Origin of the sequence: Alkalibacillus haloalkaliphilus C5 (assembly GCF_000269905.1) — a bacterium.
Lineage (GTDB): Bacteria > Bacillota > Bacilli > Bacillales > Alkalibacillaceae > Alkalibacillus > Alkalibacillus haloalkaliphilus_A.
Genome location: NZ_AKIF01000084.1, coordinates 1 through 12,650 on the forward strand (window position 1 = coordinate 1; position 12,650 = coordinate 12,650).

The window sequence follows — 12,650 nt, forward strand, 5'->3', positions numbered from 1 at the left end:
GACCACTTCTCGTAACAAGGTGTTAGTTAACGTTACGTCATCACCACCTGTTCTTTTCATCTTTATTTTACATATTCGTTTTCCAATTACATATCCAGACCAAAGGACAAGTGTAATGACTAAATACAATATGTAAATAACATCCCAAGTAATCCCATTTCTCCAATCGATCGAGAAGTTACCCGTTACTATGAAAAATATAAGCGCAATTGATAACGTTAATATATTAAAATCTAAAATACGAGCAATTAATCTTTCTAGAAAACTAGAATAAGTATGTCTCAAAGCTGTATCGCACCTTTCAAAAGTTTACTTACGTTCAATATCATATCCTTTTTCCTCAAGTAGCTCGAGTATGTTACCAGGTCCGAAGAAGTGGGCAAAACCTGGTGCGACCATAATTGTATCAGCATCATGATTATGAACAATTTCATCAACACGTTCTGCCATTTGTTCATCTCTATTGAACAACATTTCTTCGAAGTATTGCTCTTCTAGCTCAGGGTGGTCTGAATCTTCTAGAGACTCCCTTGTTAAGAGCTCCTCCCCTCTTAGTGATTCTTCCCCAGTTCTCCAAGCAACAACAGAATTTTCAATAGACTCAAAATACCCTTCTTCTGTCATGTTTAGGGCATCCTCCATCAAATATTCTTGGTATTCCATCGATTGATCATGTGCATTCTTTATAACAACTTCATAATCTTCTAGAGGTAACAAATCAGTATCATCTAGCATGCGGTCATATAAATAATATTCAACCCCATTATTAAAACTATAGTCCGTTTCTCTGATTAATTGTTGACTATAAAATTCAAGGAAAGCCCATGGTTTTAATGAATTTAGAACATCATAATTCATATTTGGATGTTCAGCTAGCGTTTTAAATTCTTCCATATGTTCATCTGGTATATAATCCTCTAACTTTTCACCACTAGGCAAATACATATACGACCTACTGATTTCGTTCAGTTCTTCTCTAGCTTCCGCACTACTCATGTCGACTTCTGTCAGAAGAAGCTCTGTTTCATCCATAGCATTTTCTATTTCATCTCTCATCGGATACATTTCTTCATGACCTGCATGCACTGTCCCTAAAAAATAAATCGTCTTATCATTGTGCTCAGCTTCCCAAAAGAAGGCTTCACTCTTTTCAGGTATTTCAACATCATCGACAGTTAATTCTTCATCACAACCGATTAAAACAAATGCTATGAAACTTAAAACGGTTAGTTTCAGTAATCTTTTATAAGACACACCTCTCCCCTACCTTTATCTAAATCTTTTCAAAATTATAGTACTATTTTAACATAATTTACTATTATTTAACTGAAATGATAGTATTATAGTTAGCTAGGAGGTATGAAAATGAAACGTGTAGCAGTATCCCATAGTGGTGGTAAGGATTCCATGTTAGCTCTGCACCGGATTTTGCAGCGAGATGATGTTTTTGTTGATCGTCTCATAACGACAGTTAACGAAGAATACAACCGTACAAGTGTGCACGGCAATCGTGAGGAACTTTTAGAAAGGCAGGCGGAAGCTTTGAATATTCCGCTACAGAAAATCTATTTACCTGAATCACCATCTAATGAACAGTACAACGAAGCGATGGTTAATGCGTTCAACGAAGCCGAAGCAGATGGGATTACCCACATTGTATATGGTGATATCAATTTAGCTGATGTGAAAGCTTTTCGAGAGCAACAGTTAGAAGGTACGGACTTAGAAGCTATTTTTCCGTTATGGCAAGAGCCGACTCATGATTTAATCGACGAATTTTTGCAGTTAGGTTATGAGACATTGATCACGACCATTGATCCGTCGCGTGTTCCAGCTAAGTTTTTAGGTGCGTTTCTAGATTGTGAAACTATAAATGCATTACCTGATGCAGTAGACGTCTGCGGGGAAAATGGTGAATTTCACACCTTTGTTGTCGATGGTCCTCTGTTTAAAGAGTCGCTTCCAGTTAAGCTAGGTGATGAAGTGGTAGAAGGAGATTTTTATACTTATCGAGATGTCGTTCGAGATACGTAATTCGGCGTTCGCCGGATTATGAGGTCTTTTCGCCGGAATGTTACTGCCGTTCGCCGGAAAAATAAATTTTTCGCCAGATTATTTTAATTTTCGCCGGAATATCGAAAAAATCGCCGGATTCCATCCACCCGGCGATCCTCCACTACTATTTTATAGCCTCATTCACATCATATTGACTTAAATCTAATTCAACCTCTTCACCAGTAGCTAAATCGGCCAACACTGAACCTAAGTATGGACCAGCTGTTAATCCTGTTGCGCCTAAGCCGTTTGCTACTAATAATCCTTCATAATTAGGCATTGGCCCAATAATCGGCAAGAACCCTGGTGTATATGGTCTGAATCCGACACGTGTCTCTAAAATCGATGCATCATCTAAGCCTGGTGCTACGGTTAACGCTTTATCTAAAATTTCGCGCACACCACCAGCTGTTGCACGGTAGTCAAAACCGGCATAATCTGTACGAGTCGCACCTACAACAACACGACCACCTGAAAATGTTAATAGATAAGCATTGCTTGGCGGCATAACAACAGGCCAACCTGCTGTATCTTCCCCCATCAAATCTAAATGAATAATTTGCGCTCGCTGTGTTGATACTTCATAGTCAACGCCGATCGGTTCGACTAATTGCTTTGACCACGCACCTGCTGTGTCAATGACTTGTGTTGCTTCAATATAGTTGTCTAGAACCTTTACACCAGTTACACGTCCATCTTTTGCTACTAATTGAGCATCACCTTCAATGACAGTTGCGCCATACTTTTTAGCTGCTGAAATTAATGCATCACGCACAGCTCGTCCATCTACTCGAGCCCCGCCACTCACATATACTGATCCGTACTCTTCTGAAAGTGGTGGGAACATCGCTTTCGTTTCTTCAGGTCGAAGTAGCTTGATTTCGCCAATCTCAGGTGCATCTTCACGGCGTTTTTCAGCACGCTCCACCATTTTTTCTAACTTGTCCTGATCCGTATGTAAACTAATTGTGCCGACACGTTTATACCCTGTATTTGACTCGCCATCGTTTTCTAACGCTTCGACTAATTCTGGATAATAACGCGCTCCATTTTTCACTAATTGATACCATGCTTTATTTCTTCTCTGTGACAACCAAGGACAGACGATTCCTGCAGCTGCATCAGTTGCTTGCCCTTGATCATTTCGGTCAATTAGCGTTACTAATTCACCTTTTTTCGCTAAGTGATAAGCCGTTGATGCTCCTAATATGCCTCCGCCGACGATTACATAACTCATGTTGTCGCTCCTTTCTTAAAATGGCTTCGTAATCATTAAAATAATAATGATGATAAAAATCGTATTTTCCATGTATTCGATCCGATAAAGTCTTTGTGCTAATGGATAATACTCTTTTGGTATTTCCTCACCAGTCAGTTCGTTTAACAACGTTTTAATCGGTTTTGAATTACGTTTCAGTACTGTTGGTCCCATTGCTAAAGCAAATAAAAATAAGACTAAACTGATTATGTACCAACCTTGTTCAAATAAAGCTGGGTTAATAAAGCCCATCCATAGCCCTGTAATTAATAGTAACGTACCACCGGCCATGACAAAGTAATGTAATTGCCGTTTTACTTTATAGCCATGTCGTAATTCAGTTAAGTTCGTCACAGACTTCGTGACACGAGTTAAAATAAAACCTGGCCCCAATCCTATAATGGCTGAAATGATATGAATGAATACTAATATCTCGTATAAAGACAATGATGCACACCTCCACATCTATTATAACGCGAGTCGCTTTGTTATTCAGTGACAGACTACTATTTTACTCGTACAATGATATAAGAGGAGTGGAAGTGATGCAAAAATTGATATATGAACACAATTGGGAAAACAACTTAGCTGAAAAAGATCGAAACTATATTGAGGAAATTTTTAAAAACCTTTCTATTGATCATAGTCGAAAAGTTGTTTTTACATACTTATGGCAGGCTGTCAATCACCGTGGTGATTTACTCGTAACGGCGATCGTTCACAACTTAAGTGGTGAAGAGGTTTTATTCAATGAAACTGTTGTGGAATATGTAGGTGTAGCAAAAGATCAATTTTCACTTCCTGTCACTCTTGATGCTCATACTTCAATGCCGTGGACATTTATTTTCACATCATATAAAAGTGCTGAAAAAGTAAGTGAATTAGTTGCTCCGGAGCTTGGTTAGAAGGGGTATTGTCGGATGGACGGTCATTTAATGTGGGACAATCATGCTTTAGCGTCGGACGGCGAGCACTTACTGTCGGACAACACACTTTAGTGTCAGATGAAAGCTCCTAAATGCCGAACAAAATCCCTTAATACACAAAAAATCCCCTCAATTTGAGGGGAGTTTGTCATATTATAGCATTTCAGATACTGTCTTACCTTGTAAGAAGTTGTAAAGGTAGTCAGGTCCGCCTGCTTTTGAGTCAGTACCAGACATGTCGAATCCACCGAATGGGTGGTAACCTACGATTGCTGCTGTACAACCACGGTTGAAGTATAAGTTACCAACGTGGAAGTCTTCACGAGCAATTTCTAAATGGTTACGGTTGTTTGAGATCACCGCTCCTGTTAGACCGTAATCTGTATTGTTTGCAATATCGATTGCTTCATTGAAGTCTTTTGCCTTAGTGAAACCAACGACTGGGCCGAAGATCTCTTCTTGTTGCATACGAGAATTTGGATCTAAGTCAGCAAAGACAGTTGGGTTAATGTAGTATCCATTTGTGTCATCACCATCGCCACCAATCATTAAGCGACCTTCTTCTTTACCAACATCCATGTAGCTCATAATCTTGTCATAAGCGCTCTGGTCGATTACTGCGCCCATGTAATAGTTCTTCTTAGACGTGTCACCAATATCAAGACCTTTTGTAATTTCAACAACACGGTCAAGCACTTCCTCGTAAACGTCTTGGTGAACAACAGCACGTGAACCAGAAGAACATTTCTGACCTGAGAAGTCAAAGGCAGATTGAACGATTGCTTGAGAAGCTAACTCTAAATCAGCTTCGTTATCGACAACGATTGTATCTTTACCACCCATTTCAGCTACAACACGCTTTAACCACTTTTGGCCTTCTTGTACTTTAGCTGCTTTTTCAAAAATGTTAACACCTACGTCGCGTGAACCTGTGAAGCTTACAAAACGAGTTCTTGGGTGTTCTACTAAGTAGTCACCAACTTCGCTTCCGCTACCAGGAATGTAGTTAATAACACCTGATGGCATACCCGCTTCTTCCATCACTTCCATAAACTTATAAGCAATAACTGGAGAGTTAGATGCAGGCTTTAATAAGACTGTGTTACCCGTTACCATTGGCGATACGGCTGTACCACACATAATTGCGAATAGTAAGTTCCATGGTGAAATAACAAGTCCAACACCTAATGGAATATAGCTAAAGCGGTTATTTTCAATCGGACGGCTATTAATTTCTTTTCCTTCAGCAATTTCTAACATTTGACGTCCATAGTACTCAAGGAAGTCAATCCCTTCTGCAACATCACCGTCAGCTTCTTTCCATGCCTTACCTGATTCTTTAATCGCCCAAGCGTTAAACTCATGCTTACGACGGCGAACAATGGCAGCAGCACGGAATAGAATGTCTGCGCGCATTTCTGGTGTTGATTTGCGCCACCATTCAAATGTTTCGTCAGCTGTCTTCATTGCTTTTTCTGCTAACTCTTTATTTGCTTTAGAAACAGTACCAACTACTTCATTTTTGTTGTTCGGGTTAATTGAAGTGATTTTGTCATTTGTATAAATACGTTCCCCACCGATAATCAACGGGTAGTCTTGTCCAAGTTCTTGTTCAACTTGACGTAGTGCTGCTTCTAATTCTTTAGCGTTTTCTTCTACTGTGAAATCTGTAAATGGTTCATGACGATACGGTTGTACCATGATAAAGCCTCCTCTTTACGATTTTACGCTAGTAATAGCGCTTCCATAATACATTTTAAACGAACATGCGAACCTAATCAAATATAAATCCTGTATTATCCAACAAAAAACGTGCTGCATTCCTTTTCATACAGCACGTTAAAACCTTTTATTGAAAAATATGATGAGTCACTTCTTCTTCTCCAGCTCGTCTAAATAGTACCGCTTCAACTTGTGAAGGAGACTCAATTTTCACTTCAACATCAAAAAATGGAGGGAAATGTTCAACCATTAATGAACTAATATGTTGTGTGAAACCGACAATTTCATGTTTGCCGTTAAATTCAATTGGGATCTCTACATTTAGAGTGCGTAGCTCGTCATCCTTATAAAAACCTCTACCCACTACACCAATATAATTTGGGAAGAAGTCAGCTACACCACGTCTGAAGTCAGCCATCATTTCTGAGTCTTCATAGTAGTCTTCCTCTGCTTCATTAGATGGAAATAGCACATTATTTTCATTCAGCCCTTCCCACTCTAATGCTCCAGGGTTTAGCCCTTCGTCTTCATCAATCGTTAAATTGTTTAAATTAACAACGGTTTGTTGAACAAAGTTTCCAGGAACGATTGCATTACGATCATTTTCTCGGTAAAGAGCAATTAAGATTGGTGTATCATCAAACTCTTCTAAACCTAATTCATCTAAATGAACTAATATTTCTGCTGCAACTTCTTCACCGACACTAAGCATTTCATTCATCTCAATTGGCACTTCATGTGTTGGGCCGTAGTTGACACTGAATGCATACTCTGACTTTAGAGCAATTCCGATTGCAGCGCCACCTAATTCTACACGGTCCTCTCCTTCACGAACTAAAAAGTTTTGTTCAAGAATATGAGAGAATACGCGTGGATTATCTTCTTGGTACTCTTCTAACTCATCTTCAAGCTGCTCAACTTCATCTTCTAAATCTTCATCAACCGCATCCTCGAGGTCTTCTTCTAAGTCTGTTGGACGAGGTGGATTTAAATCATCAATAATACTAAAGACGTTACTTCGGTCAAGATGTTGCCCTTCTTGGAATAAATACTCTTCTGGGTCAAAAACGCCTTTTGCTAATCGCGTTAATCCTTGTTCAAATTCATCAATATCATAGCGGTTGGCCACTTGATTAGTAATAGTACCTCGTGCAGCACCCGTTTGATAAGGTAAAATCATACGGTAGTCGTTCGTATCCAAACTTTCTGGAGACACAATAAAACGTTGCTCTTCTTCTGGCTGTTGTTCTTCATCTGTATCTTGCACAATTTCTTCATCAGTATCAAACGTTGGCGCACAAGCCGTTAACGTGATTAAGAAGAAGACCGATAAGCCTAGCAATTTTTTCATCATTTCCACTCCCTAAGACTCAAACGATTGAATCATTTGAGCTTCATCCCATATTTCTACATTCAAGTCTTTAGCTTTATCTAATTTAGAGCCAGCATCCTCACCAGCTATTAGTAAGTCAGTCTTTTGACTAACACTACCGGTCACTTTTCCACCGAGTGTTTCAATTTTCGCCTTCGCTTCATTACGTGACATTTCATCAAACTTACCTGTTAATACGATCGTTTTATCATAAAAAATAGATCCTTCATCAACTTCTAGTACTTCACCTAAGTACTCCATATTCAATCCTAATTGTTTCAGCTCTTTGATTAGTTGTTCAACTTGTTCCTGTTGAAAATAAGCAACAATGGATTGAGCCATTTTATCACCAATTTCAGGTACAGCCTCGACTTCTTCTTTGGAAGCTTCCATTAATTGATCCATCGTCTTAAAATGAGACGCTAGAGTGTCTGCTGCTTTACTTCCGACAAAACGAATACCTAAGCCGAATAACAATCGCTCTAATGAGTTTTCCTTCGATGTTTCAATCGCATTCAATAAGTTATCGACTGATTTTTGTCCCATTCTTTCAAGCGGAAGTAAGTCATCCGGCGTAAGCTTATAAAGGTCAGCGATTGTTTTTATTAACTCATGATCAAACAACTGCTCAATGACTTTCTCACCTAAACCGTCAATGTTCATCGCATTACGCGAAACAAAGTGGATTAACGCTTCTTTTAATTGAGCTGGGCAATTCGGGTTAACGCAGCGATACGCTACTTCACCGTCAACTTTTTCAATTGGCTCATTACACTCAGGACAAGCCTTTGGCATTCTAAATGGTTGTTCACCCCCTGTGCGTTCATCTGTTACGACACGAACGACTTCAGGGATAATGTCACCAGCTTTTTTAATGACAACTGTATCATTGATTCGAATATCTTTCTCAATAATTAAGTCTTCATTGTGTAAAGAGGCACGTTGAACTGTTGTACCAGCCACTTGCACAGGTTCTAAAATAGCTGTTGGCGTAACCGCCCCAGTACGCCCTATACTTAATTCAATATCATACAATTTCGTAACCGCTTCTTCTGCTGGAAACTTATATGCAATCGCCCAACGTGGACTTTTGGCTGTGAACCCTAGTTCTTGCTGTAAATCGATTGAATCGACTTTAATAACGATTCCATCGATCTCATAATCTAATTCGCTTCGTTTAATTGTCCAGTCTTCTGTATATTGAATAACGTCTTCGATTGTATGAAAAACTTTCGTCTCTTGATTCGTTTTAAACCCTAACTGCTTCATATATTGAAGTTGTTCACTATGAGAAGTTGTCGTTGCCGCTTCCCATTCACCAACACTATATAAGAAAATATCTAAATTACGGTTTGCTGCTATTTTCGGATCTAATTGGCGTAATGAACCTGCTGCAGCGTTACGTGGGTTGGCAAACGGCTCTTCCCCCGCCTGTTGACGCTGTTCATTCATTTTTAGAAACGACCTTTGAGGCATAAAAGCTTCGCCTCGCACTTCAATCGTTTCTTCTTCACGAATTTTCAAAGGGATACTTTTAATCGTTCTTAAATTTTGTGTAATATCTTCACCTGTTTTACCATCTCCTCGCGTTGCACCTTGGACGAATTGACCGTTTTCATAACGAAGAGAGACAGCTAGACCGTCAATTTTTAACTCACAAACGTAACGAACATTATTCCCAACACGCTCTTTAATCCGTCTGTCAAAATCTCTTAAGTCTTGTTCATTAAAAGCATTACCTAAACTTAACATCGGGACGCGGTGATCCACTTTATGAAACTGGTCAAGTGGCTTACCACCAACACGTTGAGTTGGAGAATCGCTCGTTAGAAATTCTGGATGTTCTTCTTCTAGTACTAAAAGCTTGTGTAATTGTTGGTCATAGTAAGCATCAGAGACAGTCGGCTCATCTAAAACGTGATACTCATAGTTGTATTGATTGATTTCTTCTTTCAAGGCTTCTATTGATTGTCTTACTTCGTCACGATTCATAGAAACGCCACTCCTCTTATATTTTTTCAACAGGGGCAAATTGTGCTAATAAACGCTTAATACCTACAGGTGATGGAAATGCAATATCAACTTCCATGTCATCACCGCTACCTTCAACTTTTACAATCGTTCCTTCGCCCCACTTTTTATGCTTGACTTTGTCACCGATTTGGAAAAGTTGTGGTGATGAAGGCTTTTGCTTAATCGTAGTCGCTTTACGCTTAGGTTGAGCCGTTTGCGTTTGTGATAGCGACTCCAATTGACTAATGGCTTCTTCAAATGACTCATTCGATGACATCCCTTGTGAAAAGTCGCCTTCTCGCTGTAATAGATCACTTGGTACTTCATCGATAAAACGACTCTTCTCATGAAATTGCGTGCGACCAAAGATTGTACGCATTGAAGCGTATGTTAAATATAGCTGTCTTTCAGCACGTGTAATACCTACATACGCCAAGCGTCGTTCTTCTTCCATTTCTTCTTCGTCAAAAAGTGAACGGCTATGTGGAAAAATATTCTCTTCTAATCCAATTAAAAAGACGATAGGAAACTCTAACCCTTTTGCTGCGTGTAGTGTCATTAGCGTCACTTTATCTGTCGATTCATCATCTGTATCATCTAAATCGGACACTAACGCTAAATCAGTTAAAAAGGCAATTAAGCTCGTGTCTTCGCTTGCTTCTTCAAACTGTTTCGTTACCGTTTTGAACTCTTCTAAGTTTTCCAGACGTCCTTGTGATTCTAACGACTTGTCTTGTCTTAACATCTCTTCATAACCAGACTTCTCTAACACTTCGTCAACTAAATCTGTCACACTTAAAAACTCTTGCTGTTTTTGAAAGTTTTCAATCATGTGCCTAAAAGTCTGCAATTGCTGGGCCGCTTTTTTACTAACTCCGATTAATGCAATGTCTTGAATCGCCTCAAATAGTGATAAATCATGCATTTCAGCGTGTAATTGCAACTTCTCAATTGACGTTTTACCAATTCCACGCTTCGGAACATTGACCACTCGCATAAAACTAATGTCATCATTAGGGTTTGCGATTAATCTTAAATAGGCTAACAAGTCTTTAATTTCTTTACGGTCATAGAACTTAGTGCCGCCAATAATTTGATATGGAACACTAGATTTAACGAAAACGTCCTCCATCGCACGAGACTGAGCATTCGTACGGTAAAGAATAGCAATATCTTCGTAACTATATTCACCTTCATTAACAACTTCTTGAATTTGATCGATAACATAACGCGCTTCTTGACGTTCATCACGCGCTTCAAACAGACGGATCGTGCTCCCATCTTCATTGTCAGTCCAAAGTTCTTTCGGTTTACGCGAAATATTATTTTCAATAACATCATTTGCTGCTTGCAGAATCGTTTTCGTTGAACGATAATTTTGCTCTAAAAGGATTGTTCTAGCATCAGGGTAATCATTTTCAAATGATAAAATGTTATAAATGTCAGCACCACGCCATTTATAAATTGACTGGTCTGAGTCACCAACGACACATAGATTGTTAAAACGTTCAGCTAACTTTTGCACGAGTTTATACTGTGCTTTGTTTGTATCTTGGTACTCATCAACGTGAATGTATTGGAATCGATTTTGATAAAAACGTAACACTTCAGGTACGCGGTCAAATAAGAAAAACGTCTCCATAATTAAACTATCAAAATCTAAAGCACCATTTTTCCTTAAAAGTGTTTCATAAGTATCATAAATTGAAGCAATCTTCTCCTCATGATAATTATTCGCCTGTTGCTTCATTACTTTAGGTGTGATGAGCTGGTTTTTCGCCGAACTAATCGCAAATTGAATCGAACGAGGATCGAATTGTTTAGGATCTAGATCTTGAATTCTTAACGCTTCTTTAATCGCTGTCTTTTGGTCTGTCGCATCATAAATTGCAAAGTTACGATTAATACCAATTCGGTCACCATCACGGCGTAAAATACGAACACAAAGCGAGTGGAATGTTGACATGATGATGTCTTTTGCTTCATCTCCCACTAACTTTTCAACACGTTCTTTCATTTCCCGCGCTGCTTTATTCGTAAATGTAATTGCTAAAACATTGTATGGTTGTACCCCTTTTTCAGCTAAAAGGTATGCAATTCGATGAGTTAAAACACGCGTCTTACCACTACCAGCACCAGCCATAACAAGCAAAGGGCCTTCTGTATGCTTCACAGCTTCTTTCTGTTCGGTATTCATTGAATTCAATATTTCTTTCATCGTCATGCCCATGACTATACCACCTTTTTACTTTTCTACCTTTTTGACAGCGTGAACAGTTCTTAATGCCGCTTTTAGATCTTCATATATGACATCGCCTACAACGACTATGTCAGCATAAGCTGCCATTTCACTTGCTTGTTCTTTCGACCTGATCCCGCCACCGTAAATTAATGTCGTGTTATTTAATTCATCACTTACTTGTTTGACTAACTCAAGATCTCCATATGTACCACTATATTCTAAATACATGAAAGGTAAATGCATCAAATGTTCGATTAACTGTGCATATGCGACAACATCTTCTATTGTCACTTCTTTTGAGTTTGTATATTGGAAAGCTTTCGACTCAGGATTTAACATAACATACCCTTCCATCATCAACTCTTCCCACTCAATTAAGTCTCCATATTCTTTAACTGCATCAATGTGTAAATCAATCATCCATTTCTTATCTTTCGTATTTAATACTGTTGGGATGAAATAAAAATCAAAGCCAGGTGTAATAGAAGGAATGTTAGACACTTCTAATACACACGGAACAGAATAACGTCTTACACGTGCTAATAAATTTAGAACATCGTCTAATGTAACACCATCTGTCCCACCGATCATCACTGCATCAGTATCCGATTCACACAATGATTCTAAAGCTTCGTCATCTATTGTTTTATTAGGATCAAGCTTAAATATATGTCGCCAATTTTGATAATCTTCAATCACGTTGATTCCTCCATTGTTTGTTCCTAACCTTACCTATTATATCAAAAATCAACCCTAACTTTCATTGAACATCGTATTAAATCTCGTAAAACTCATAGTGAAAGTTGAGAAACGTTTTTGGGTATGCTAATATAAGTTAGACAAAATCATAATGGTTTATTTACTGTGAAGGATTAATAGTAGCTATACCCTCTACTAATAAAGCGATTCAGGGATGGTGTGAGCCTGAAGTAAGGTATCAGTGAAACGGCAGTCTGGAGTAGATTGATTGAAAGTGGTCGTGCATCTAGCACTTCAATCAGGGTGGAACCGCGGGAATAACACTCTCGTCCCTGAGCTAAACAATTAGCTCAGAGGCGGGAG

11 protein-coding genes are annotated in these 12,650 nt (G+C 38.8%); 2 read left to right on the forward strand and 9 right to left on the reverse strand.

All coding sequences use genetic code 11. From position 1 onward, the window contains the following. The coding region (locus A194_RS18105; protein WP_017186675.1) for an RDD family protein at nucleotides 1-285 on the reverse strand (285 nt) is incomplete at its 3' end. Between the two features lie 24 nt (nucleotides 286-309). Continuing rightward, entirely contained in the window at nucleotides 310-1,254 is a 945-nt protein-coding gene (locus tag A194_RS0109820; RefSeq protein ID WP_017186676.1) for a TraB/GumN family protein, read from the reverse strand. Between the two features lie 111 nt (nucleotides 1,255-1,365). Here A194_RS0109820 and A194_RS18110 point away from each other — a divergent pair, with 111 nt between their 5' ends. Next, entirely contained in the window at nucleotides 1,366-2,034 is a 669-nt protein-coding gene (locus A194_RS18110) for a Dph6-related ATP pyrophosphatase (RefSeq protein ID WP_017186677.1), read from the forward strand. A gap of 145 nt (nucleotides 2,035-2,179) precedes the next feature. Here A194_RS18110 and A194_RS0109830 read toward each other — a convergent pair whose 3' ends face one another. Continuing rightward, the gene (locus A194_RS0109830; protein ID WP_017186678.1) at nucleotides 2,180-3,292 is read right to left on the reverse strand and encodes an NAD(P)/FAD-dependent oxidoreductase; all 1,113 of its coding nucleotides are present in this window, start codon (nucleotides 3,290-3,292) and stop codon (nucleotides 2,180-2,182) included. Nucleotides 3,293-3,307: 15 nt separating this feature from the next. Beyond that, nucleotides 3,308-3,760 carry a DUF2269 family protein gene (locus A194_RS0109835; RefSeq protein WP_017186679.1) on the reverse strand — a complete coding sequence of 151 codons (453 nt, stop codon included), beginning with the start codon at nucleotides 3,758-3,760 and terminating at the stop codon, nucleotides 3,308-3,310. Between the two features lie 98 nt (nucleotides 3,761-3,858). On the opposite strand from A194_RS0109835, the gene A194_RS0109840 reads away from it, so the two are divergent. After that, entirely contained in the window at nucleotides 3,859-4,218 is a 360-nt protein-coding gene (locus tag A194_RS0109840; protein ID WP_017186680.1) for an SLAP domain-containing protein, read from the forward strand. A gap of 174 nt (nucleotides 4,219-4,392) precedes the next feature. Here A194_RS0109840 and pruA read toward each other — a convergent pair whose 3' ends face one another. From pruA to pcrB, 5 genes are all read right to left on the reverse strand, one after another. Next, nucleotides 4,393-5,940: an L-glutamate gamma-semialdehyde dehydrogenase gene (gene pruA, locus A194_RS0109845; protein ID WP_017186681.1), complete on the reverse strand. Its 1,548-nt coding sequence runs from the start codon at nucleotides 5,938-5,940 to the stop codon at nucleotides 4,393-4,395. Nucleotides 5,941-6,088: 148 nt separating this feature from the next. Further along, nucleotides 6,089-7,312 carry a CamS family sex pheromone protein gene (locus tag A194_RS0109850; RefSeq protein WP_017186682.1) on the reverse strand — a complete coding sequence of 408 codons (1,224 nt, stop codon included), beginning with the start codon at nucleotides 7,310-7,312 and terminating at the stop codon, nucleotides 6,089-6,091. Between the two features lie 12 nt (nucleotides 7,313-7,324). Next, a complete protein-coding gene (gene ligA, locus A194_RS0109855) occupies nucleotides 7,325-9,325 on the reverse strand; it encodes an NAD-dependent DNA ligase LigA (protein ID WP_017186683.1) in 2,001 nt (666 codons plus the stop codon). 16 nt (nucleotides 9,326-9,341) lie between these two features. Beyond that, nucleotides 9,342-11,576: a DNA helicase PcrA gene (gene pcrA, locus A194_RS0109860; RefSeq protein WP_017186684.1), complete on the reverse strand. Its 2,235-nt coding sequence runs from the start codon at nucleotides 11,574-11,576 to the stop codon at nucleotides 9,342-9,344. A gap of 15 nt (nucleotides 11,577-11,591) precedes the next feature. After that, nucleotides 11,592-12,284: a heptaprenylglyceryl phosphate synthase gene (gene pcrB / locus A194_RS0109865; protein WP_029425149.1), complete on the reverse strand. Its 693-nt coding sequence runs from the start codon at nucleotides 12,282-12,284 to the stop codon at nucleotides 11,592-11,594. Between the last annotated feature and the right edge of the window lie 366 nt (nucleotides 12,285-12,650).

What these genes read in the sequence shown, in the direction of transcription:
- A194_RS18110 (WP_017186677.1), top strand. Translation starts at nt 1,366, where the DNA reads ATGAAACGTGTAGCAGTATCCCATAGTGGTGGTAAGGATTCCATGTTA.
- A194_RS0109830 (WP_017186678.1), bottom strand. Translation starts at nt 3,292, where the DNA reads ATGAGTTATGTAATCGTCGGCGGAGGCATATTAGGAGCATCAACGGCT.
- A194_RS0109840 (WP_017186680.1), top strand. Translation starts at nt 3,859, where the DNA reads ATGCAAAAATTGATATATGAACACAATTGGGAAAACAACTTAGCTGAA.
- pruA (WP_017186681.1), bottom strand. Translation starts at nt 5,940, where the DNA reads ATGGTACAACCGTATCGTCATGAACCATTTACAGATTTCACAGTAGAA.
- A194_RS0109850 (WP_017186682.1), bottom strand. Translation starts at nt 7,312, where the DNA reads ATGAAAAAATTGCTAGGCTTATCGGTCTTCTTCTTAATCACGTTAACG.
- ligA (WP_017186683.1), bottom strand. Translation starts at nt 9,325, where the DNA reads ATGAATCGTGACGAAGTAAGACAATCAATAGAAGCCTTGAAAGAAGAA.
- pcrA (WP_017186684.1), bottom strand. Translation starts at nt 11,576, where the DNA reads ATGGGCATGACGATGAAAGAAATATTGAATTCAATGAATACCGAACAG.